The sequence below is a fragment of the Paraclostridium sordellii genome (genome assembly GCF_000953675.1).
Lineage (GTDB): Bacteria > Bacillota > Clostridia > Peptostreptococcales > Peptostreptococcaceae > Paraclostridium > Paraclostridium sordellii.
On record NZ_LN679998.1, the window covers coordinates 1142669 to 1167947 of the forward strand.

23 protein-coding genes are annotated in these 25279 nt (G+C 27.2%); 18 read left to right on the forward strand and 5 right to left on the reverse strand.

Annotated features, from left to right (window positions below; all coding sequences use genetic code 11):
* The first annotated feature begins 6 nt into the window (after positions 1-6).
* From ATCC9714_RS05545 to ATCC9714_RS05570, 6 genes are all read left to right on the forward strand, one after another.
* On the forward strand, positions 7-1512 hold the full coding sequence (locus ATCC9714_RS05545; protein ID WP_057544695.1) for a CotH kinase family protein: 1506 nt from the start codon (positions 7-9) through the stop codon (positions 1510-1512).
* 15 nt (positions 1513-1527) lie between these two features.
* Positions 1528-3627 (forward strand): hypothetical protein, encoded by a 2100-nt coding sequence (locus ATCC9714_RS05550; protein WP_057544696.1) that lies wholly within the window; start codon positions 1528-1530, stop codon positions 3625-3627.
* Positions 3628-3641: 14 nt separating this feature from the next.
* Positions 3642-4778, forward strand: coding sequence for a HEAT repeat domain-containing protein (locus ATCC9714_RS05555; RefSeq protein ID WP_057544697.1), 1137 nt, complete (start codon positions 3642-3644; stop codon positions 4776-4778).
* Positions 4772-6187 (forward strand): glycosyltransferase family 2 protein, encoded by a 1416-nt coding sequence (locus ATCC9714_RS05560; RefSeq protein WP_055338972.1) that lies wholly within the window; start codon positions 4772-4774, stop codon positions 6185-6187. Before ATCC9714_RS05555 ends, ATCC9714_RS05560 begins: the two co-directional genes overlap by 7 nt.
* A gap of 156 nt (positions 6188-6343) precedes the next feature.
* Complete coding sequence (locus tag ATCC9714_RS05565) at positions 6344-7129, forward strand: PIG-L family deacetylase (RefSeq protein ID WP_021128439.1); 786 nt, start codon at positions 6344-6346, stop codon at positions 7127-7129.
* Positions 7130-7320: 191 nt separating this feature from the next.
* A complete protein-coding gene (locus tag ATCC9714_RS05570; RefSeq protein WP_057544698.1) occupies positions 7321-8841 on the forward strand; it encodes a BCCT family transporter in 1521 nt (506 codons plus the stop codon).
* A gap of 131 nt (positions 8842-8972) precedes the next feature.
* Here ATCC9714_RS05570 and ATCC9714_RS05575 read toward each other — a convergent pair whose 3' ends face one another.
* Positions 8973-9152: a DUF4177 domain-containing protein gene (locus tag ATCC9714_RS05575; protein WP_021123788.1), complete on the reverse strand. Its 180-nt coding sequence runs from the start codon at positions 9150-9152 to the stop codon at positions 8973-8975.
* 42 nt (positions 9153-9194) lie between these two features.
* On the reverse strand, positions 9195-9824 hold the full coding sequence (locus tag ATCC9714_RS05580; protein ID WP_054629255.1) for a TrkA C-terminal domain-containing protein: 630 nt from the start codon (positions 9822-9824) through the stop codon (positions 9195-9197).
* 164 nt (positions 9825-9988) lie between these two features.
* Here ATCC9714_RS05580 and ATCC9714_RS05585 point away from each other — a divergent pair, with 164 nt between their 5' ends.
* Positions 9989-10333, forward strand: coding sequence for a cupin domain-containing protein (locus tag ATCC9714_RS05585; protein ID WP_021123791.1), 345 nt, complete (start codon positions 9989-9991; stop codon positions 10331-10333).
* A 32-nt stretch (positions 10334-10365) separates the two neighbouring features.
* On the opposite strand, the gene ATCC9714_RS05590 is transcribed toward ATCC9714_RS05585, so the two are convergent.
* Positions 10366-11175 (reverse strand): carbon-nitrogen hydrolase family protein, encoded by an 810-nt coding sequence (locus tag ATCC9714_RS05590; RefSeq protein ID WP_057544699.1) that lies wholly within the window; start codon positions 11173-11175, stop codon positions 10366-10368.
* A 110-nt stretch (positions 11176-11285) separates the two neighbouring features.
* Here ATCC9714_RS05590 and ATCC9714_RS05595 point away from each other — a divergent pair, with 110 nt between their 5' ends.
* Positions 11286-11780: a hypothetical protein gene (locus ATCC9714_RS05595; protein ID WP_057544700.1), complete on the forward strand. Its 495-nt coding sequence runs from the start codon at positions 11286-11288 to the stop codon at positions 11778-11780.
* Between the two features lie 23 nt (positions 11781-11803).
* On the opposite strand, the gene ATCC9714_RS05600 is transcribed toward ATCC9714_RS05595, so the two are convergent.
* Complete coding sequence (locus tag ATCC9714_RS05600) at positions 11804-12418, reverse strand: DUF4397 domain-containing protein (RefSeq protein ID WP_021123795.1); 615 nt, start codon at positions 12416-12418, stop codon at positions 11804-11806.
* Positions 12419-12592: 174 nt separating this feature from the next.
* Between ATCC9714_RS05600 and ATCC9714_RS05605 the strand changes: the two genes are divergently transcribed.
* The 5 genes from ATCC9714_RS05605 (at position 12593) to hydF (ending at position 18181) form a co-directional block, all read left to right on the forward strand.
* Positions 12593-12769, forward strand: coding sequence for a (2Fe-2S)-binding protein (locus ATCC9714_RS05605; RefSeq protein ID WP_038293617.1), 177 nt, complete (start codon positions 12593-12595; stop codon positions 12767-12769).
* A gap of 195 nt (positions 12770-12964) precedes the next feature.
* Positions 12965-14365 (forward strand): [FeFe] hydrogenase, group A, encoded by a 1401-nt coding sequence (locus tag ATCC9714_RS05610; RefSeq protein ID WP_021128431.1) that lies wholly within the window; start codon positions 12965-12967, stop codon positions 14363-14365.
* Positions 14366-14545: 180 nt separating this feature from the next.
* Entirely contained in the window at positions 14546-15595 is a 1050-nt protein-coding gene (gene hydE, locus ATCC9714_RS05615) for a [FeFe] hydrogenase H-cluster radical SAM maturase HydE (protein WP_038293482.1), read from the forward strand.
* A gap of 15 nt (positions 15596-15610) precedes the next feature.
* Positions 15611-16987 carry a [FeFe] hydrogenase H-cluster radical SAM maturase HydG gene (gene hydG, locus ATCC9714_RS05620; protein ID WP_054629259.1) on the forward strand — a complete coding sequence of 459 codons (1377 nt, stop codon included), beginning with the start codon at positions 15611-15613 and terminating at the stop codon, positions 16985-16987.
* A 9-nt stretch (positions 16988-16996) separates the two neighbouring features.
* Positions 16997-18181, forward strand: a complete 1185-nt coding sequence (gene hydF, locus ATCC9714_RS05625; protein ID WP_057544701.1) for a [FeFe] hydrogenase H-cluster maturation GTPase HydF — start codon at positions 16997-16999, stop codon at positions 18179-18181.
* An 18-nt stretch (positions 18182-18199) separates the two neighbouring features.
* Here hydF and ATCC9714_RS05630 read toward each other — a convergent pair whose 3' ends face one another.
* Complete coding sequence (locus tag ATCC9714_RS05630; protein WP_081013610.1) at positions 18200-18694, reverse strand: staygreen family protein; 495 nt, start codon at positions 18692-18694, stop codon at positions 18200-18202.
* A gap of 131 nt (positions 18695-18825) precedes the next feature.
* Between ATCC9714_RS05630 and ATCC9714_RS05635 the strand changes: the two genes are divergently transcribed.
* From ATCC9714_RS05635 to ATCC9714_RS05655, 5 genes are all read left to right on the forward strand, one after another.
* Positions 18826-20781: a S8 family serine peptidase gene (locus ATCC9714_RS05635; protein ID WP_054629261.1), complete on the forward strand. Its 1956-nt coding sequence runs from the start codon at positions 18826-18828 to the stop codon at positions 20779-20781.
* 11 nt (positions 20782-20792) lie between these two features.
* Positions 20793-22475, forward strand: a complete 1683-nt coding sequence (cspC, locus tag ATCC9714_RS05640; RefSeq protein WP_054629262.1) for a bile acid germinant receptor pseudoprotease CspC — start codon at positions 20793-20795, stop codon at positions 22473-22475.
* A gap of 123 nt (positions 22476-22598) precedes the next feature.
* Positions 22599-22796: a hypothetical protein gene (locus ATCC9714_RS05645; RefSeq protein WP_021128424.1), complete on the forward strand. Its 198-nt coding sequence runs from the start codon at positions 22599-22601 to the stop codon at positions 22794-22796.
* Positions 22797-22864: 68 nt separating this feature from the next.
* Positions 22865-23110, forward strand: a complete 246-nt coding sequence (locus tag ATCC9714_RS05650; RefSeq protein ID WP_054629263.1) for a TIGR03905 family TSCPD domain-containing protein — start codon at positions 22865-22867, stop codon at positions 23108-23110.
* 116 nt (positions 23111-23226) lie between these two features.
* A complete protein-coding gene (locus tag ATCC9714_RS05655) occupies positions 23227-25254 on the forward strand; it encodes a sensor histidine kinase (RefSeq protein WP_196333202.1) in 2028 nt (675 codons plus the stop codon).
* Positions 25255-25279 lie beyond the last annotated feature (25 nt).

Here is a 25279-nt window from a genome sequence, read left to right on the forward strand (position 1 = left end):
TGAACCATGAAAAAAGATATATTCAAAAGTATAGTTGCCTTTGGGTTTTTAGTTTTAGCCTTAATATTAGTAGCAAATTTAAGTAACATAAAAAAGGAAGCAAAAGAAACATTAAAAAGTGAAAGAATAAAAAAGATTACAAAGCTTTATAAATCAGATGAAATGAATAAAGATTATAATCTTCCAATAGTAGTTATAAATACTGATGGAGAAAATTTAAAAAGAGATGATACTATAAATGGAGACATTCAAATATATAATAGTAAGTCTGGTATAAATAAATTAACAGATATACCTCAAACTGTAAGTAGAGCCAGTTTTAAAATAAGAGGAAATAGTAGTAGTAAATACCCTAAAAAACAATTTAGTATAAAACTTTTAAACAAAAAAGGAAATGAAAAAGAAGAAAGCATATTAGGCATGCCAAAAGATTCAGAGTGGATTTTAAATGCGCCTTTTGCAGATAAATCTTTAATGCGAAATTACCTAGCACTAAATACTTCAAATAAAATTATGGGATATGCTTCAAAAACTAAATTTTGTGAGGTATTTATAGTTAATGATAAAAGTTTAGAAATAAAACCTAAAGATTATCAAGGTGTTTATGTTATGATTGAAAAAATCAACAGAGGTGAGGATAGAGTTGATATAAAAAAAACCATAGACAATATGGATGAAACAAGTTTTATAGTAGCAAAAGACAGACAAAAAAGTGGAGAAATAGGACTTAAAACCTATGGACTAGAAACATCGATATACAATCATGGGTTTAATGTTAAATATCCAAAAAAAGATTTAACTCCTGGAAAGTATCAGTACATACAAAAATATTTAAGTGAGTTTGAAAGAATGCTTTACTCTGATAAATTTAATGACCCAGCAATTGGATATAACAAGTTTATCGATGTTGATTCTTTTGTTGATTTTTACATAATAAATGAATTTTTCAAAAATACAGATGCTGGAATTTATAGTACTTACTTTTACAAAGACTATAACAGTAAAATGAAAGCTGGACCTGTTTGGGATTTTAATCAATCTTTAGGAAATCATACTGAAGATATTGGTCTACCTTATGAATATGAAGGATTTTTTATGAATCAAAGACCTATATTTGATAGATTAATGGAAGATAAAAGTTTTGCAGATAAAGTAGTAAAAAGATATAAGGAGTTAAGAAAAACATATTTAAGTGATGAATATTTAACTAAAGAAATAGATAAGGCAAGTGAAAAAATAGGAGATGCAGCTTATAGGAACTTTCAAAAGTGGCCTATAGACCTTTGTAATCAAGCTGAGGTATTTGAAGAAAACAATGATGTAACAGGAAATTATTCAATAGATAAGTCTAAATATGAGGACTTTTTAAATAAGAATAAACATCTAATAAAACCAACCGAAGGGAAGGCTAAATCATATAAAGAAGAACTTGAATTAATGAAAAACTTTATAAAAAATAGAGGTAATTGGATGGATAAAAATATAGATAGTCTTAGTAAGTGGGCAAATTAATAGGAGTGAAATATAATGAAAAAGTTTTTAGCTATTTGTATAGTCATATTTGTAGTAGCTTTATTTACAATAGGAAATATACTATCTAGTAAATCTGCTCCAAAGGATGGAACTTACTTTACTAAAACTAAAGGCAAAGATATTTATATTGTTAAAAATGATAAGTGGGAAAAGTTAGAAATAGTAGGAGTTGGACTAGATTCAACTAAACCGGGAGTATTTCCAAGTGAGAATTTAGTAAGTGAAGAAGACTACTTAAGATGGATAAAAGACATTTATGATATGGGAGCAAACTGTATAAAGGTTTCAAATTTAATGGGAGCAAATTTTTATAAAGCTTTAGATACATTTAATAAAGATAAGAAAAATCCTATATATTTAATGCAAGGCATATATTTTGATGAAAGACTACTTAAAAATGGTAAAGATCCTCAAGGAAGTAAAGCATCTAGTGCTTTTAAAGATAATATAAAATTAGTAATTGACTCTGTTCACAGTAATCCATACAACAAGGAAAAACCAGATATACTTCAAGTATATAAAACGGATATATCAAAATATGTTATAGGATATAGTTTAGGAATTCAATTTGCAAAACATGATTTAATATATACAGAAATTATGAATAATAAAAAGCCTTATGATGGTAAATACATGTATACTGATAAAAACTCATCTTCTTTTGAAGCTTATTTAGCAAAAATGGGAGACTATGCTGTTGATTATGAATTTAGTACATATAAAAAACAAAGCCTTATTAGTTTTATAGGAACATCAGCTCATCATATTGCTAGTAGTGTAGAGAATCCAAATAAAAAAAATATATTGAGTTCTAAGGATACAAATGAAGAATTCAAAAACTTTATAGATGTAGAAGATATAAAATCTAAAAGAGCTTTAAAAACTGGTATAGTTGCAAGTTACAATATATATCCATCATATACAGAACTAAAAGAATATGATGGAAACATTGACAAATACTTTGAAGATATAAATAAGCACTATTCAATACCAGTTATAATTGGTGAAGTTGGAGTACCATCAAGTAGAGCTGGTGGAGATTTCAATGAGAATATAGATAAAGGCTATATAACAGAACAAGAACAAGGTAAGGCTTTAGTTGATATATATAAAGCTGTAAAAAAATCTCAATTAGCTGGATGCTTTATCTTTGAATTTCAAGATAGTTGGTACTCGTCATCTTGGAATACAAAAGACAATAAAATATTAGATAGATCTGCTTATTGGAGTGATGCACAAACATATAGTCAAAGTTTTGGACTTATGACGTTTGAACCAGGTAGATTAAAAGTAACTCCATATACTGATGATAAATTAGATGAATGGAGTGAAAAGAATGTTATAAGTAAGGAAAAAGATTATAGTTTATCCATGCAAAGTGACGAAAAATACTTATATTTTATGATAAAATCAAGAGATAAAACAAGTTTGAAAAAAGATGATATATACATAGATTTAGACACAACTCCTAAGTCAGGAAGTAAAAAAAGTACTCAGTATGGATTACAGTTTGATAACCCTGTAGATTTTATAATAAAAATAAATGATCAAGGAAATTCATTGGTAATGGCACAAGAGTATTACAATGGCTTTGATTTTTATGAAAATAAATCTTTGTATGAAAAAAGACCAGATTTAATAAAACATACTCCAGATATGGATTACTTTTCACCAATATATATAGAAACAAGACCTAAGATGTTTATAAAATCTCAAGGAGAAACTAAGGAAAAAGTTACTTATGAGACAGGGAAATTAACAAAAGGTAACTCAAATCCAGAAAGCAAAGATTTTAACTCAGCAGCAGATTATTACATGGGAAATGATTATGTAGAAGTGCGTATACCATGGGCACTTTTAAATTTTATGGATCCATCAACAAAACAAATTGCTGATGATTTTTATGAAAACTTTAAGACTAAACCTATGAAGATAAATGACATAAATGTAGGAGTTACTATAAAGGAAAATGAAAAAGTTATAACAAGAATAAAAAGTACTCCGTATAAACTTAATGGTTGGTCAGTTCCAAAGTATCATGAAAGATTAAAAAAATCTTATTACATATTAAAAGAAGAATTAAGTAAAAAGTAAAAGAAGGAAATATTATGAGAAATATTGCAGATATATATATTATGTTAAGCTTCTTTGTATATATAATAGCTTGTTCTATTATTTATATAATATCAAAAGATCTTTTAAGTTTTAGATTCAATAAAAAGGTGAAAAAAATAAAACCAGAATTTGAAGAAGTAATTTTAAAAAATCTAAATACTATAAAATCTAATGAAGCTATATCCAAAATGGATATAGCTTATGTTAGAGAAAAATTAAAGCAAAAGCCATATATTAAGGTATTTAATGATACAATAAAGGAATTTAATAAATTAAAAGAGAATCAAATTTATACAAAACTATATATAGAAAACTTCGAAGACATAATTAATAAAAATATCAAAAGAGTCAAACTAAAAGATAATACTATAAAAACTTATGTAGCTGTATCTTTAGGGGAATACAAAATAAGTAACTATGAAATAAGTGAATTTTTATTAAACTGTATTAAGTCTAAGTCCATATATTTAAAAGTAGCATCTTTAGAATCCATATCTAAAATAGGAAATATACAAACTCTAAAGAGAGCAATTGATTATATATCAAATGAAGAATGTTATATAAATAATAAAGTTTTTACAGACATAATAAGTCAATTTGGATCAGATAAAGAATTATTAGATGAATTCTTAATAAAAAACTTTGAAAATTTTAACGAAAGCATTCAAGTAGTGGCTGTTGAGCACTTTAAGAATAATAAAATTGAGTTTGTAAAAGAAGAACTTTTCAAATTTTTAAACAAAAGTATAAATAAAGAAGTAGATATAAGTATAATCAAATATTTTTCAAATATAAAGTTAGAAGCTTGTAAATATAAGCTAATACAGCTTTTAAACAGTAATGACTGGGAGTATAGGGCAATATGTGCAAAAGCTCTTAGTAATTATAAATGTAACTTAACAAAGGAAGAACTTTTAAAAAGTATAAATGATAAAAACTGGCATGTAAGACTTAATTCAGCAATAAGTATACTTGAATTTAATGATGAAAGTTTAATTGATTATATACTAGAAGAAGATGATAACTATGCTAAAGATATACTTTTTTATGCTATGTTTATGGACGAAAGATTATCTTATGAAGATTATTTAGAAAAATCAGGGAAGTTAGAGGTTGAATATCAATGTTAAGGTTATTTATAGATTATTTAAATCTTTTTTTTATGTATTATATATTGATATACGCTATAGTATTTTTTATATCTACTATATTTTCTGTTGTAGCATTAAATGAAGAGAATCGTAAAAGGAAATATTTAAATGAATTGTCTTTAAAAAGCGATGATAACTATATTCCAGTATCTATATTAGTGCCAGCTTACAATGAAGAACAAACTATAATTGATTGTATAAATTCACTATCATATTTAAATTATCCAGAATACGAAATTATAGTAATAGATGATGGTTCTAGTGATGATACTTCTAATATAGCTATAGACTATTTTAATTTAAGAAAAGTAGCTAGACCTATAAGAAGACTAGTAAAGTGCAAAGATGAAGAATATGTATATGAAGGGACAATAAAAGATAATGTAAAGATTACATTAGTTAGAAAGGAAAATGGAGGTAAAGCAGATGCCCTAAATATGGGAATAAATATATCTAAATTTCCACTATTCGTATCATTAGATGCAGACTCTATTTTACAAAGAGATTCTATTAGTAATATAGTAATACCATTTATGGAAGATGAAACAACTATTGCAGTTGGAGGAAATATAAAAGTTGCAAACCAAGTAGCTTTAGATAAAGGTAAGGTTGTAAAAATAATGACTCCAAAGAAGCTACTTACAATTTTTCAAATGATAGAATATTATAGAGTATTTTTAACAACTAGAGTTTGGTTTAATAGCTTTAATGGGAACCTTATAATATCCGGTGCTTTTGGATTGTTTCAAAAAAAAGCAGTTTTAAATATAGGTGGATATAATACTAATACTGTTGGAGAAGATATGGATTTAGTAGTTAAACTACATTCTTTTTATAGAAAAAATAAGCTAGCATATTCTATAAAATATGAACACAATGCCATATGTTGGTCTCAAGTTCCAGAAAAGCTAAAAGATTTAAAAAATCAAAGACGAAGATGGCATATAGGATTAATCACAAGCCTAAGTAGTCATAGATATATATTTTTAAATCCTAAATACGGAATAGTAGGAATATTTTCTTTCTTATACTTTGTAGTATATGAAATGTTTTCATGCATAATAGATGTATTTGGACTTGCATTAATACTTATTTCTTATTTTGCAGGATTTTTAAATATAAAATTTTTATTTACTTTTTTATTAGTATATATTTTCTATAGTGTAATAATTTCTATAGCTTCAATAATACTTGAAAATTATATGTTTAAATATACGATAAAGCCAAAAAATTTAATTAAATTAATAATTTTTTCTATTCTTGAAAGCTTTGGATATAGGCAATTATGTTCATGGTATAGAATAACTGGATTTATTGGATATAGAAAAAGAAAATATCAATGGAATAAAATAAGTCGAAAGAAACAAAATAATATAGATGATATATAAAATAAAATTAAAAAATTGGTATCAATAATTAGATAAATGTAACAATTTAGTATCAATAGCATATAAATGGTATATTTAAGCAAAAAAGTATGCTAAAATATACACTTAGTACGGGAAAAACGACTAGTTTCGACAAAATACTAGGTGGTGATTATTATGAAAAAGAAAAATACTAGAATAGCTATTGTTATAATGTTGATTGCAGTTATTGGATTTGGATGTAAATTTGTATATTCTCAAAATGAAAAAGTAGAAAATAAAAGATTTAAAGATCATGTTGTATTCTACCCACAACATCAAGATGATGAAGTTCTTTGGGGAGGTACAGCTATAGTAGATGCAATAAAAGAATGTGGTGCTGATAATGTATATGTTGTATTAGTTTCAGATGGATCTGGAGTTAATGTATTTAAGCAAAATCCTAAATTTAAAGATTTAACTAGAAAAGAAAAGGAAACTCTTAGAAATAATGAGTTTAGATCTTGTTTAAGTCAATTAGGAGTTAAAAGTAATAATATAATCATACTTGCAGATCAATCCAATAAACCAGGAACACATTATGATTTAATGGAAAAAACTATATTAAAATTTGAAAAGGAACTAGGAAGTGTTACACACGTAGCACATCATTATAAATACGATAACCATATAATGCATAGAAAAAATGGTCAAGTTTTAAAAAGATTAAGTGATGAACATAAAGTAGCAGATGCTAGATACTTTGTTAAACCAGTATATGTTAAAGACATCCCTGAAGAAGATAGAGATGTTTATAAAGCCAATACTATAGATGTAAGAGATAAAGTTGAAAGTGCTCTTCATGAATATAAAAATGTAGACGAAAAAAATCATAAATATGGAATTGGATATACATCAGCTCATAGTTACTTCAACCATTTACTTGACGATCCAAATCTAACATCAGTTTTAAGTTTTTATTAAGAAACTATCTTTTATAAGATAGTTTTTTTTTTACTTAAAAAAATATATAAAGCAATAGATATTCAAAATAATAATGGAAGATTTGCAAAAGTAACAACTTTATGATAATATATAAGTTGTTGAAAGAAAAAACTTGAATTAATAATCGAGTTGTTACTTAATATAAATAATTATATATCGGAGGAATTAATATGGAAAAAAATAATGTATTTAAAATATCATTAATGCTGACCAGTCTTGTTGTAGGGTTTGGATTAATATCACCAAGTATGTTTAAAAATGTTGCTAATAATGGCTTTAAGTTAATTGTAGGAAATTTTAATTGGATATATTTAGTAGTTATGCTAGCATTAGTTATATTTGCAATTTTTCTAGCTTTTAGTAAATATGGAAATATTAGATTAGGGAAAGACACTGATAGACCGGAATTTAGTAACTTATCTTGGTTTTCCATGTTATTTGGAGCAGGTATGGGTATAGGATTAGTATTCTTTGGAGCAGTTGAACCATTAAAACATATGGTATCTCCACTAGGGACAAATCCTGGAAGTGTAGATTCAGTAAACTTTGCAATGCAACAATCTTTTATGCACTGGGGGATAACTCCATGGGCTGCATATGCAGTAATGGGATTATCTTTAGCATATTTTCAATTTAGAAAAGATGCACCAGGATTAATTAGTAGTATATTTTTACCAATATTGGGTAAAGAAGGGGTAGAAGGTCCAATAGGTAAAACAATAGATATATTAGCTGTATTTACAACTGTAACAGGAATAGCTACATCTTTAGGAATGGGAACTATGCAAATAGCAGGTGGACTTGAATATATGTTTGGTATAAAAAATACTATATATGTTCAAATAATTATAATAGCAGTGGCTACAGTTTTATACATTAAAAGTTCAACAAGTGGATTAGATAAAGGAATAAAATTTTTATCAAATTTAAACTTAGGTTTAGCTTGTGCTTTACTTATAGGGGCAATTTTAGTTGGACCTTCAATTGATATGATAACTAACTTCTCAAATGGAATGGGATTATATCTAGAACAATTTATATCACAAAGTTTATACATTGATCCTAAGGGTGAATGGGTTGCACAATGGAGAGTATTTTATTGGGCTATGTGGATAGCATGGATACCATTTGTAGGGATATTTATAGCTAGAATTTCAAAGGGAAGAACAATAAGAGAGTTTATAATAGGAGTAACATTAGTGCCTGCATTAGTATGTATTATATGGTTTGCTGTATTTGGAACTCTTGGCATGAATTTAGGATTAGATTTTGCAAAGGATGCTACTATGGTTACGGAAACAGCACTTTTTAAAGTCTTTTCTAACTATCAATTTGGAAATATACTATCTATAATTGCTATGATACTTTTATGTACTTTCTTTATATCTTCAGCAGATTCAGCAACTTATGTACTTGGAATGTTTACATCAAATGGAGACTTAAATCCAAGTTGTAAAAAGAAAGTTACATGGGGTATAATACAAGCATTACTAGCAATAGCTCTGTTAATTTCAGGGGGACTAGACACTTTACAAAAAGTATCTATAATTTCTGCATTTCCATTTGCTATAATAATGATATTTAGTATAGTATCTACTATGAAAGCTTTAAAAGAAGAAGTTAAAGTAGAAAAAACAAAAAAATATTATGAATTTAAATATAATCAAGCAAAATTGCAAACTCAAAAGTAAGTATATTAATTAAGTCTTAATGACATACTTATAATAATTAGAATCATCATTCAATAAAATCAAAAAGGACTATATCAATAATAAAATATTGATATAGTCCTTTTTAACTTGATAAATATAATTAATAAATTTTAAACCTCTTTTTCAAATATTAAATCAAATTCAATAACTTTTCCATTGAGTTCAAAATCACTTGGTATTGCAGTTACAAATCTCCAACCTTCTTTGCTATATCTAGTTATTATTTCTCTATGTTCCGATATTCTAAAAACTGAACTAGCTCTAGATTTTACATAAATATAAGTGTACATATAAAATCCCCCTTTTGTGAATTAGATAATTAGCCTTAGATTTTACTCATCATGTCCATATAAAAACATTGGAACTGATGTATGTATATTAACGTCTCCAATAACCATTAATATATCTTTTTCGATAAATTCAATATACGGTCCTGGGGAAAGAATAAGCTCTCCACCACGTTTTACAGCAACTATGGTTCCTCCAGTATTTTGCCAGAAATTAGTTTGTCCAGCTGTTTTACCTATGTATTTACAGTTGGCTTTTATTTCAAACTCAAAAGGTACTAATGGATTTATAGTAGATAATCTACTAGAGTAATCTACTATTTTATTCATAGTCTCCAGTATTTGAGCTTCTAACTTAGCTTTACTATTAAGCAAAGTAAATAATTCTGATTTGTAAGATGAAACATTTGTTATATTTTGATATTTTTTTAAAAAAGATTCAGCATTAGAAGAAGATAAAACTATAATTCCTTTTCCTTTAATGCTTTGAACAACATTTATATCTTCAAGAAGCTTGACAGAACGTCTAATAGTTTCAGGCGAAACATTATATTTAGCAGCAAGAGCTGATCGACCATGAAGTGTAGAACCTTCAGTTATATTACCGCTATATATATTATTTGCTATATCAAGGGCAATCTTTTGATATATGGGCATAGTATGTGATTTTTGCATAATTCCTCCAAAAAATTTAAATAAATATATTATACATCTAACTATTGTAACTTTATTACAATTAGATGTCTATAAACATTTAACAAATATTATATATTGAATATTATATCACTAAAAATGACAATATATATATAAGATTAAATTACATAAAGGAGGGTTTTTTTATGGAAATAATGAAACATTTATTAAATGGAAGCATAGAACAATATAATGATAGTGTTGTTCCTAAAATTCCTGTATTTGCAGGAGAGGATATAACATCTGAAGTTTACTACTTTAAACCAGGACAAGTATTAAAAGCTCATAGACATCCAAATGGAGAACAAGTATTTTTCTTTTTAAAGGGAAATGGAAAAATGAGTGTTGAAGAAGAAACATTTGATGTTAATGAAGGCAGTACTATATTTGTAAAAGCTGGTAAATGGCATGAAATTACAAATGGAATCTCTGAAATGGTTGCAGTACAAGTAACTAAAGTTGGAGCTGGTGCAGAGTATAAAGAAAATTAATATAATGGCAGCCTTATTGGCTGCCATTATATTTAAAAGCTAAGTTTCTTTTTATGTTTTAAAAATGGAAACTGTTCTCTTATAGAATCAACATAATCAAAATCTATGTCGCAAATAAAATATCCTTCATCAGAGCCTAATTTATTTATGATTTCACCCCAAGGAGATACAACCATAGAGTTTCCAAATGAAACATAAGAATCATCATAATTTCTAGCTGGAGCACACCCTATGGTATAAACTTGATTATCAACAGCTCTTCCTTTAAATAATAACTCCCAATGGGCTGGACCAGTTTTCATGTTAAATGCAGCAGGAACTATTATAGCTTTTGCTCCTTTATTAACCATTAATTCAAATAATTGAGGAAATCTTAAATCGTAACAAATACAAAGACCAAACTTTCCAAACTCTGTATCAAATACTGTTATATCTTTACCTGGAGTTATTGTTTTAGATTCTTTTATAATCTGTTCTCCTATTTGCATATCAAATAAGTGTATTTTTCTATGTTTTCCAATTAAAATTCCATTTCTATCAAATACATAAGAGGTATTATAAACCTTATCATTTTCATCAACTTCTGGCATAGAACCACAAACTAAATAAATGTTATTATCCTTTGCTAATTTTGATAGATATGTAAAAGTAGCACCGCTTTCCTCCTCTGCATATAAAGGAAATAACTTAGTTACATAAGGACAACAAAACATTTCTGGAAGTACAACTAAATCAACATTATTTTTAAGTACTTCTTTTAAAATAATACTTAAAGTCTCAAGGTTTTTTATTTTATCATCTTTAATATGCATTTGTATAACTGATAATTTACATTTACTCATAATGATTCTCCTTTAATTTAATTTCAATATTATATTAATATAAATTAACAATATATGCACGCTAGTGTTATAATATAATTTAAAATTAGTGTAGAAAGAAGGGCATAGATTTGGATGATTTTTTAATAACATTAAACTTTGATATAAAAAGATGTGAAAAGGTATTAAGAACTAATGATTATTTAGAAATAGTGATAACATTAGAAGAAATAATAGATAAATACAAGTCTGAAATAGATAATATAAATATAGATAACAGAAGAGTTTGGAATTATAGTAAAAAAGATTTAGAAAATATAACAGATAAATTAATAAATAAAAGAAATGAAATTTTAAATCAATATATATATAATGAAGAAAGTATAAACTACATTATAAAAAATATAAAAGATTATATATCTATAAAAGAAGATTTATGCACAAGTGAAAAAGCAGAAATATTAAAAAATATTGAATCTATAAGTTTAATTAAAGATGAAAAGATAGATAAAAACTTAAAGTGGGAAAAGCTAAAAAAATACATATTATGGGCTTCCTATAAAGAAGTTAAAATAGGAAGTAGTGTAATAGAATTAATAAATTTAATAATAAAAACATCAAACTAAAGCAGGATAATATTATCCTGCTTTTATCTGCATAAATAAGAATTTACATCTACAGCTTGAATAAGGCTTAAGTTTGGAGGGTTTCCAACGACATAGATTGTATAAATTCTATTTGCTTTAAGGTTAATTTTATTTGATAAAACCTTATCTTTACTATCACTTGAAACTACATCGATATCATAAGAATTAGAAGGAACTTTTATATAATCTGTATTCCCTTTAAATCCTAAATTCTCAAATATAGAATTACCATTAGCTAACACGTCAACCTTAGGTGCATTTGGAGATAAATGAACAACTCTAAAAGTTGCTTCTTTAGTTGATGGTATTTCATCAATATCATCCTCTATTAACATTAACTCTAAGTCATTTAAATTTCCAACAGCGGCTATTGTAAATATTCTGTCATCTGGAACATCAACCATTTTACTTAAAACAATAGTATTAGCATCTCCAGCAGGATGAATATCTATTTTATGAAGTCCTTCTTCTAAATAAGTGTAATCAGATAAATTTGTGAATTTTAAATCGCTTAAAGTTAAAACATTATCTATATATACATCAACGCCTGGTGCATTTGGTGAAGCATGAAAAACTCTAACAATAGAATTTCCATCCTTAGTTTTAAAACAATCCATAATATAGCCCCCCTTTAAAAGTTTAACTACTTATTAAAATATGGGTATATATACATATATGTTACAAAATATATAAAAAAATATTTAAAGAGAAAATAAGTGGGTATAATAATGAATATAGAAAAAATAAAAAAAATAAAAAATATAATATATATTTTAAATAGGAGGACTATTATGTCAGAAAAAATATGTTTATGTAAGGGAATAACAAAAGATACTATAGTAGAAGCAATAAAAAATGGAGCAGATTCAATAGAGGCTGTTAAAGAGGCGACAGGGGCAACAACAGGATTCTGTCATGGAGGAAGATGTAAATCAAAAATAGAAGAATTAATAGAAGAAAATAAATAAAAAAAGTTTATAAGATATCGTTTATTCTAATGGTTTTAGGGTAGGCGATATTTTTTTGTGAAAAAAATTAAATAATATATGATATAAAATTTAAAAAATGGGTATAAGCATATTAAGCGTTTAATTGTCGAAAAATACAATTAAAATAGCTTTAATATTTTACAGTATAAATTAATCATAATGAAGGAGATTGACATGAAGCACTTATTTACAGAAAAGGTAGTTCCAATCGAACTAGATAATCCATCTATACAAATAGACTATGATAAATGTATTAAATGTGGGTTATGCAAAAGAGTTTGTGAAAATGAAATAGGGGTTAATAATTACTTTGATTTAGAAAAAACTGGTGATATAGCTATATGTATAAACTGCGGACAATGTGTACAAGCATGTCCTAAAAAGGCTATAACTCAAGTTGAAGATATAGACAGAGTTAAAGAAGCTATAAATGATCCTGAGAAAATAGTTATATTCAATACTGCTCCAGCTGTTCGTGTTGCACTTGGTGAAGAATTTAACATGGAAGAAGGTTCTTATGTTGAAGACAAAATGGTTCAAGCTCTAAGAAAGCTTGGAGGAGATTATGTATTTGATGTAACTTTCGGAGCTGATATGACAATAATGGAAGAAGGTAGTGAATTAGTTAGTCGTCTTTTAAGTGGAGATGGTAAAATGCCTCAATTCACAAGTTGCTGTCCATCATGGGTTAAATTTGCAGAAACATTTTATCCAGAACTAATACCAAACTTATCTACTACAAAAAGTCCGATAGCTATACAAGGTACTGTTGTTAAAACATACTTTGCTCAAAAGCAAAATATAGACCCATCTAAAATAGTAAACGTTACTATAACACCATGTACTGCTAAAAAATATGAAATAGATAGACCAGAAATGAATGCATCAGCAAAATTCAATAAAGTCGATGGCATGAGAGACAATGATATAATTTTAACAACTAAAGAACTTGCTAAATGGTTAAAAGAAGAAGAAATAGATTTTACAACATTAGAAGGTTCAAAATTTGATAATATGCTAGGTCTTGGAAGTGGAGCTGGTGTAATTTTCGGTAATAGTGGTGGAGTTATGGAAGCTGCGGTCAGAACTGTATACAATATACTAACTCATGAAACACCTCATAAAGATTTTCTACATTTCCACCCAGTTAGAGGACTTGAGGATGTTAAAGAAGCTACAGTAACTATAGGGGATAAGACTTTAAGATTAGCAGCTGTTCAAGGAACTGCAAATGCAAGAAAGTTAATAGAAAAATTAAAAGCTGGAGAAGTTGAATACGATTTTGTAGAGGTTATGACTTGTAAAGGTGGATGCATAGGTGGTGCTGGACAACCTAAGATGAAAGCTAGAATTACTAATGAAATGAGATTAAAGCGTATAGAAAGCTTATATGACAAAGATAAACACATAGCTATAAAATGTAGTTATGAAAATCCAGATGTAATAAATGTATATAAAGAATTCTTTAAAGAACCTTTATCTCATGTGTCACATGAACTTTTACATACTACTTTTGAATCTAAACATGATATGTTAGGATTAGATAAAGATAGTGATGTAAGTGATATAGGTTAATTAATACTTTAAATTAAGGGTTCTATGGTTATGTTATTTGTTTTAAAACAAATAACATAACCATATCACCTTAGTTTTTTAAATATAGTAGTTAGTATATAAATATAATATTTAAAAAAGACTTTTTTAAATATTATATTTGGGTATTAATTATTTAATAATCAAAATCGAGGTGAATATATGAATGTCAAGGCAATAATAGAAAAGCTTTATGAAACAAATAATGCAAGTGACGAAGAATTATTATATTTATTAAATAATATAGATGAGGATTCAAAAGAACTTTTAATTAAAAGAGCCCATGAAACTCGAATGAGAGTTTATGGAAATAAGGTTTACATGAGAGGACTTATAGAACTTACAAGCTTTTGTACAAAAGATTGCTTATATTGTGGACTTAGAAGACATAACAATAATGCTGAAAGATATAGATTAACAAAAGAAGAAGTACTAGAGTGTGTTAGAAAAGGTGACAAGTTAGGATATAAAACTTTTGTCTTACAAGGTGGAGAAGATGCTTACTTTACTGATGATAAAATTATAGAAATAATTAAAGCCATAAAAAATGAATTTCCAAATAATGCAATAACTTTATCGCTAGGAGAAAGAAGTTATGAATCCTATAAAAAACTATATGAAGCAGGTGCAGATAGATATTTATTAAGACATGAAAGTGCAAGTAAAGCTTTATATGAAAGTATACATCCTGGAGAGCCTTTTGAGAAAAGACGACATTGTTTGAAAAATCTAAAAGAAATTGGATATCAATCAGGGGCTGGATTTATGGTTGGAATACCAAATCAAACTAATGAGGATTTAGTAAATGACCTAAGGTTTGTAAAAGAATTTGAACCAGCTATGTGTGGAATAGGGCCCTTTATACCTCACAAGGATACACCGCTTAGAGAATTTGAACATGGAAGTTTAGAAAAAACGGTAATATGTTTAAGTTTAATTAGATTATTACTTCCAAATGTTTTATTACCAGCAACTACTGCTTTATCAAGTATTGACCAAAGTGGAAGAGAACAGGGATTAAAGGCTGGTGGAAATGTTATAATGCCTAATCTATCTCCTATGTCTGTTAGGAGAAAATATTCTTTATATGATAACAAAGCATATATATTAGATGAAGATGCAGAATATAGAACTATGATAGAAAAAAAGATAAATGAAGCAGGTTTTGAAGTTGAAGTAAGTAGAGGAGATAATCCAGAGTTTAGAAAATAAAAAGGAGATTAAGTTATGTTTATAAATCATGAAGAAATATATAAAATTTTAGAAGAAACTAAAAATCCATCAAATGAAGAAATTAAAGAGGTTTTAAATAGAGCTAAAAAAAGAGAAGGCTTATCATATAAGGATATAGCTATCTTACTACAAACAGAGGATGAAAAAGATTTAGAAGAAATATATTCTTTAGCAGGTGAAATAAAAAGAGATATATACGGAAAAAGAATAGTTGTATTTGCTCCATTATATGTAAGTGATTACTGTGTAAATAACTGTGTTTACTGTGGATATAGAAGAAACAATGAATTCTGTAGAAGAAGATTAACTATGGAAGAGGTTGCAGAAGAAGTTAAAATACTAGAACAAATGGGGCATAAGAGATTAGCTCTAGAACTTGGAGAAGACCCAGTTAATGCTCCAATAGATTATGTATTAGAATGTCTAGATACAATATATAAAACTCAAAATGCAAATGGAGAAATAAGAAGAGTAAATGTAAATATAGCAGCAACGACTGTAGAAAATTATAAGGCATTACATGAAAAGGGAATAGGAACATACATATTATTCCAGGAGACATATCATAAGCCAACTTATGAAAAAATGCATCCAAAATCATTAAAAGGAGATTATGAATATCATTTAACAGCTTTTGATAGAGCTATGGAAGCTGGAATTGATGACGTTGGAGCAGGAGTTTTATTTGGATTAGCAGATCCTAGATTTGAAGTTTTAGGACTTATGATGCATAATGCACATTTAGAGGAAAAATATGGAGTAGGTTTCCATACAATATCAGTTCCAAGACTTCAACCTGCTACAGGGGTAACATTAGAAAACTATCCACATTTATTAGACGATAAAATGTTTAAAAAGATAGTAGCTATTTTAAGAATAGCTGTTCCATTTACAGGACTTATATTATCAACAAGAGAAACTGCAGATATGAGAAGAGAACTACTACATTATGGGGTAAGTCAAATATCAGCAGGATCATCAACTGGTGTTGGAGGATATAAAGAACGAGAAGCAGGAAATGAAAGTAAGCAATTTAAAACTAGTGATGAAAGAAGTCCTATAGAAATACTAAAAGAGTTATTAAATGATGGGTATATTCCAAGTTACTGTACTGCTTGTTATAGAAAAGGAAGAACTGGAGATAGATTTATGCAACTTGCGAAATCTGGAAATATAAAATATGTTTGTGAGCCAAATGCTCTTATGACATTACATGAGTTTACTCTAGATTATGGAGATGAAGAATTATATGAAAAGGCACAGGAAGTTATAAAAAGAGAAACTGAAAATATACAAAGAGATGATTTAAAGACATACACTAAAGAAAGTATGGAAAAAATGAAAAACGGAGAAAGAGATTTTTACTTATAGGAGGCATATATGAACATTACTCCAAATGCAAATAGAAAACATATTGGTATATATGGAAATACAAATAGCGGAAAGTCTTCACTTATGAATGTTATATTAGGCCAAGATATATCATTAGTATCGAGTGTTGAAGGAACAACTACAGACCCAGTTCAAAAAGCTATGGAATTAATACCTTTTGGACCTATATTACTAATAGATACAGCAGGTCTTGAGGATAAATCTGAACTTGGAGAAGTAAGAATTAAAAAAAGTTATGATTATTTAAAAAGACTTGATTTTTCCATATATGTAATAGATGGAAAAAACATAGATATAGAAACTTATAAAATTTGGAAAAGACAAGCAAATAAGTATAATGTAGGACATATTGTTGTTGTAAATAAGATAGATACTTTAAATGAAGAAGAAATTAATGAGATAAAAAAAATATTTGAAAATCCTATATTTATATCAGTTAAAGAAAACAAGGGTATAGATAAACTAAAAGAAGAACTTATAAAATACTTAGAACAAGAGGAAGAAGATAAGCCTATAGTTGGAGATTTACTACCTTATGGATCTAAAGTTGTATTAGTAGTTCCAATAGACTCAGAAGCTCCTAAAGGAAGAATTATACTTCCACAAGTTCAAGTTATAAGAGATTGTCTAGACCATGGAATTAAAACTTATGTAGTAAGGGATACTGAGTTAAGCCAAGCTTTAAATGATTTAAAAGACATTGACTTAGTTATAACTGATTCGCAGGCTTTTAAAGAGGTAGAATCTATAATTCCAAGTGATATGAAACTAACAAGTTTTTCTATATTATTTGCAAGACAAAAAGGGGAAATAAAAGATTTTTTAGAAGGTACTAAAAAATTAGATTCACTAAAACCGGGAGATAAAATTCTTATATGTGAAAGTTGTACTCATAATGTGTCTCATGAGGACATAGGTAGAGTTAAAATACCAAATATGTTAAGAAAAATAGCTGGTGGAGATTTAATTATAGATTATAAGGTAGGATATGATTTTAAAGAAAATGTAGAGGATTATAATCTTATTATTCACTGTGGAGCATGTATGGTAAATAGAAAAAGTATATTGAATAAAATTGATATATGTAAAGAAAAGAATGTACCTATAACTAATTATGGAATGGTTATAGCTTATTTTACAGGTATATTAAATAGAGCAGTTAATATATTTTAATAAAAAAGGTGTATAAATTTATACACCTTTTTTTATTTCAACTACTACATTACTATCAAGATAACTCTCAACTTTATTATAAGTAACTAATTTATTAAACCTCGGATAGGATGAAATGTATCTTACATAAACAGATGTCTTTAAAAGTTGAGGTCTATTTTCTAAAAATACTCTATCCCCATTTACGACAGCACCAATAGATAAGTGTATTTTTTCAACGAATTTTTCATATCTTTCATTGACTATATCAAATTCATAATTTCCAATAAAAACAAATAGAACTAGTTGATAAATATCGCCAGAGAACCAATGCCACTGACCATAAATTAAGTTAGTGCTTACTGTAGATAAATCTAAGTTATAAAAGTAAGGTGAGATTGATAAATCCACGACTTCAGGATTTTCTGTATGAAATATGGTATAGCGTCTAAATCGTATAGGGTATGTCAGTGTATAAGGTTCATAAATCGTAACATTGACTTTTGATAAACTTAAATTTGCCAATAAAACCACATCCTAAATTATTATATTTAATTTATTATATTTTAATTAGTATAAATTGTGATATTTAAATTAATTTGCAAATAACAATACATATATGAATACACGAAGAATATATTATTAATATCAGAAAATTATGAGAGGTGGTTTTTATAAAGTATGAAGTAATAGTTAAATATAATTCAAATATTAAATTAATAGAAGACAAATTAGATGCATTAGTAGATGTATTAAGCAATTCTTACGCGAGAATAACTTTAAAAAACAAAGAAGACATAAATAAACTGAAAAATTTTCCTGAAATTAAAAATATAGAAAAAATATTTAAATTAAAAGGTCAAGGTGAAAAGAGTTTTTCAAAAGCTAAAAAAAATACTTTAATTGAAATTAAAGATTACGATACTATCACCTTAAAAACTAAAAGCTTAACTAGACAGATAAATTTAAATAAAGATATAGCAAACGCTATATTAGTTTCACATAATGATGCTTTTATTGATGAATTAAAAGATTTAAATACTACATATGAGATCATAAGACTTAGTAACGATAGAACCTTAATGTTTTTTGATACCTTAAGTAGACGAAATATCGAGTTAGTTTTAAGATTAAATTCAGTTGAAATTATAGAAAATGTAGTAAAAGTTACTCCTTTAGGAACTATAACTAGAGGAATTGAAAATGGAATTTCAGGGCAGGAAGAAATAGGTGTTAACTTTTTTAAAAATAATCCAAATATCCAACTTACAGGTCGAGGAACTATAATAGCTGTAATTGATACTGGTATTGACTATTTACATAAAGATTTTATATATCCAGATGGAACTAGTAAAATACGATACATATGGGATCAATCTGTAGAAGGCAAACCTCCAGAGGGTTTTTTCTTAGGGACAGAATATACAAATGAAGAGATAAATAATGCAATAAAAGAAAACAATAAAAATCTATCAACAGATGAAGATGGTCATGGAACTATTATAAGTGGAATATGTGCAGGATTAGGAAATGTAAATAAATCATATGAAGGAATTGCCCCAGGAGCTGAATTAATAGTAATTAAACTTGCTAAAGTAAATGGAGATTATAATAGTGCAATGTTATTTGCAGCACTTCAATATGCATATATAAAAGGTGAGGAGCTTAACATACCAACTTCAATACAAGTATCCATGGGTAGTAATGGATTAGCAGGATATGCAAATAGAACAAATAGTAGAGAAACTTACTTTTCAAATGGAGTATGTGTAGTAACTGGAGCAGGAAATGAAGGTGATACAGGAACACATGCATCAGGAAGAATTTTAAGAGAAGGGGAGATAGTTGATATAGATATACAGATACAACAAGAAGAACCTAATTTAAGAATAGAGGTGTGGTTAAGTAGGCCAGATAGGGTAAATATATTCATAGTTTCGCCAACTGGAGAAACAACAAAAGCCGTAGATTTATCTAGTTATGATTTAGTAACAGGAAAATTTGATTTTGAAGATACTGAATATTCAATTAGATATTCTTATCCAGCCACATATTCAGGGCAAGAACATACTATTATATACCTACAAAGAGCAAAACCAGGAATATGGAAATTACAATTAGAAGGGGCTTATATAACAGGAGGAATATATAATGTTTACTTGCAAAATAGAGTTTTTTTAAAGCCAGGAACTAGATTTAGAGAATCTAATCCAGATAGTACTATAAATTACCCTGGAGTACAACCAGATGTAGTAACTGTTGGAACATACAACTCCATAACAAGAAGCATATGGGCTTCGTCATCAAGAGGACCTAGTTTAACAAATAGAATAAAACCAGATGTAGTTGCTCCAGGAGTAAATATAATTGGACCATATTTAAATAACTCTTATGCTACTGTTACTGGAAGTTCAGTAGCAGCAGCTCATGTGTCTGCATCAATAGCTCTTTACTTAGAATATATTATAAATGAAGATAATTATCCTAATAAAGGATTCATACAAATAATTAGAACTTTTATTCAGGGTGGAGCTAATAGAATTGGAAACGTAGTTTATCCAAATAATATTTGGGGCTATGGAGTGTTTAACTTCAGGGGGATGTTTGATCAATTAAAATAGGGGGCCGTAGTATGGATGAAAATGAAAAGTCTTTCTATTTAATATATAGAGGAAATATTGAGGAAGCATTAAGTAAAAATAACGTAGATAAATATATTATTTTAAATGACAAACTTGCAGCTATATATGTACCCTCTGACTTTGATGAACTTGTATTAGATACTATAAAAGAAGTAGAGTGGTGGAGTGGATCTGATCCGATGAGTTCTCTTATAGAAATAACAGATAATGTACAAGGCGGAGAAACTATTACAGATGCAGCAGGAACCAATTATATTGAAACAAACCCGTATATAAATGTAAGTGGAAAGGGAATTTTAGTTGCTGTAATTGATTCTGGAGTTAACTATTTGCACAAGGATTTAATAAATGGAGACAATACAAGTAAAATTTTATATTTATGGGATCAAGAAAGTGATAAAAAAAATCCTCCAGAGGGAATGATATTTGGAAGTGAATATACAAGAGAAGAAATAAATCAAGCTATATTAGAAAATGATAGTAGTTTAAGTGAGGATAAAATAGGAACAGGTACGGCAGTTTGTGGAATTTTAGTAGGCCAAGGAAATATAAATAGGAACTATAGAGGAATAGCTCCAGATGCTGATTTAATAGTTGTAAAAGTTAGGAGTCAAAACGGATATTATTATCCAGGCAAAGTAAGTTATACAGTATCAGATTTCTTAGCTGCTATAACCTATGTAATAAATATTGCAAGGAAGGAATTAAAACCTATAATAATAAATTTAACATTAGGTACTAAATCAGATATACGTGTAGAAGCATCTATATTAGAAACATATCAGGCTTTAGAAAGGTCAGGGGTAGTTATAATCAGTGGAGCAGGAAATGAGGGGAATACTGATATCCATTACTCTAATAATATAAAAGGTGAAAATGCATATATTGATGTTCTTTTTCAAAGCGGTGAAAATAATAATTTAGATATAACTTTAAGTGGAACTGGACCTGATAAAATTTCAATACAGATAATATCGCCATCTGGAGATGTAAGTCAAAATGTAATTTATAGTCCTGATGATCAAATATATACAGGACAATTTTATATTGAAAAGACATTTTATAGAATAGTAAATAGATTTCCCTGGTTAGAAACAGGAGAACAGGCTTTAGAAATAAATTTAAGGGACATAAAACCCGGAGTCTGGACTCTTAGGTTAAGGCCTGAATTTATAATAAATGGAAATTTTGATGTTTACCTTCCAAATAAAAATATCATATCTGCAGATACGAGATTTTTAGATTCTAAATCAACAGGAACAATAACTCAAATGGCTTTATCAAGAAGAGTTATGACAATCGGTTGTTATAATGGAAAAACAAATAGCTTATGGATTGGATCATCAAAAGGAAGTTATGATAACTATAAAATTATGCCAGATATAATAGCTCCAGGAGTTGATATTATATCAACTTATATTGATGGAGATTATATAACATCTACAGGAAGTGGAGCAAGTAGTAGTGTTGTTTGTGGAGTTATGGCTCTTATAATGGAGTATCTTGAAAGAGAAAGTAGAGTACCTAAATTATCTTTATTTACAGAAGCTTTAAGAACTTACTTAATGCTTGGTTCATCTAGAGAGGAAATATACTCATATCCAAATATATCACAAGGGTATGGTGTTTTAAATTTGAGAAACACATTTAGACAAATAGCTAGAAATTTATAGTGAAAATTAAAAAATTAATTAAATTTTATATTTATAAAATCTAATTTTGGGTAAAAGTTATATATATAACAAAATTAGTTATAATAATAAGTAAAACTATAGTAAGAGAGGCAACGAAACGAAATGAAAAAAAATGATAAAAACATACCTACAAAGAGAAATTCATACGAAGAGTTATTTATACCAAAACAACGAGGATATGAAGAACTTTTTGAGGGAGGAGCTATAGAAGAGTTAACAGATGATACACCGTATACTTTTATACATCCTAACAAATATGAGATAGAAGAACTCTTAGAAGATGATAAAAAAAATAAATAAAGTAACAAATAGCAACATTTACTAATATAATATTTATTGAGTTATATTATATTTAAGGAGCGTTTATCATGAAGATAAGTTATAATACATCTGGATGTTGCTGTAGTAAAATAAATTTAGAAATAGATGAAAATAAAATTATTAAAAATGTTGAATTTATTGGTGGTTGTGCTGGAAATCTAATTGGAATAAAATCATTAGTTATTGGTAAAAAAGCAGATGAAGTAGCATCGATATTAGAAGGAATAAGATGTGGAACTAAAAATACTTCATGTCCAGACCAATTATCAAAAGCAATAAAGTCAATTAAATAAAATTAATATAAAAGACAGACTACTAGGCTCGTAGTCTGTCTTTTATTGTCGAAAATATAGACTATTTCAACCAATGGTGGTATAGTTTGTATTAATAATTAATGGGGGAGAGAGTAATGTTGGAATTAGATAGAGCCAAAAAAATTGATATGGATAATAGGGTAGCAACAAAGTTAACTATAGCTATATCAGTTTGTTTAGTTTTTATATATATAATTAGTTTAATGGTTACTTTTCATAGTAATTTAAATTTTAGTATAAAACCTGAATATTTTATTCGATTTTTTAATATAATGTTATCTTTTTTAGCAATTATAAGTTGTTTACTTTGCTATGATAGTACAAAGAAAGAAGAGTTATTTATTATTTCTCTAATGTATATGATATTTTTAATAGATATATTATTAGGTGTATTTGATAACTTAACATTAGAAAATACTATTATAAGTATGAAAGGATATATTGCAATATCCACCTCTATAATGAGAATTATTATTATATTAGTAGCAGCTTTTCCAATTAAGCAAATTAGAAGTTTTATAATGAAAAATAAAACTCAAGTTATAATATTTATATTATTAACTGCTTTATGTTTTGGATATATGGAAAGAGAGAGTATAATTTTTCCTATGAATAAGGATACAGAGTTTTTTAGGGAGTACAATTTTTTATTAATCCTTATTTACACGATATCTAGTTTTATATTCTTTAGAAAAAGTATAAAAGAAAATGATTATACCTATTCTGTAATAGGTGCAAGTATTCTTATGTTATGGATTAAAGCCATATATGCTATTGTTGGGTCGGACAAGCCAATAATGGATATAAAATATATATCTATATCTATTACATATATGTCATTTATAGTTCTTATAGTAGGATTATTTTTAGAACTTATACTTACTATAAAGAAAAACAGAGAGTTAAAAGAAGAAATAAAAGTATTTTATAACTTAGTTGAAGAAAATAAACATAGTTGTATATATATAAGTGACTTAAATGGAAATGTTTTATATTCGAATAAAAAGATGAAAAAATATCTATTTAAAAATGAAGAAATAAAGGTAGATATTCTAACTGAAAAAGTCAAAGACGAAATAAATACTATAAATACTGATATGCTTGAAAGTATTAAAAAAAGTATATATGATAGAGGTTGCTGGAATGGAAAAATAGAATTAAAGTCTGGAAGTACAACAATAGATTGTAGTGTACAGACAATAATAGATTCAAGGTTGACTAATTCAAATAAAAAATCTGGAACTGCTAGATTTGTTGTTACATTCACTGATGTAACAGAAAAAGATAGAATGGAAAAATATAAAATAGAGTATGAAAAAATGAAAGATCATGAAAAAGTTAAAAGTGAATTCTTTGCCAATATAAGTCATGAGCTTAGGACACCATTAAATATTTTTTATTCTACTGTTCAATTATTAGATATAAAACTAAATAACAATGAAGAAGAATTTAGAAAGTCTTATAATAAATACAGATCTAGTTTAAGGCTAAATTGTCAAAGAATGTTAAGACTTATAAATAATATTGTAGATATAACAAAAATAGATGTAGGGTATACAAAACCTAATATTGTAAATTGTGATATTGTTAAGTTAGTAGAAGCTATAACTATGTCAGTTATAATTTATGCAAGACAAAAGGATATAAATATAATATTTGATACTGATGTAGAAGAGTTAATAATAAAATGTGATCCTGAAATGATTGAAAGAGCAGTACTAAATTTACTATCAAATTCAATTAAATTTACCAAACCAAATGGAAATATATTTGTAAGTATATATGTAAATAAAGAATGGGTTCAAATCATATTTGAAGATGATGGGGTTGGAATACCTATTCATATGCAAGATTTAGTATTTGAAAGATTTGTACAAGCTGATAAATCTTTAAATAGAATGAACGAAGGTAGTGGGATAGGACTTAGTATAGTCAAATCTATTATAGAATTAAATGAAGGAGAAATTTATTTAGAAAGTGATGGGGAAAATGGTACTGAATTTGAAATATTACTTCCAAATAAAAAGCTTCTAGGTGATGACTTAATAGATAAAGAAATAGAATATACAATAGATATGCAAAAGATTGAGTTAGAACTTTCGGATATATATGAACTACATTAAAATTAAGTCAATAATTCAAATATTG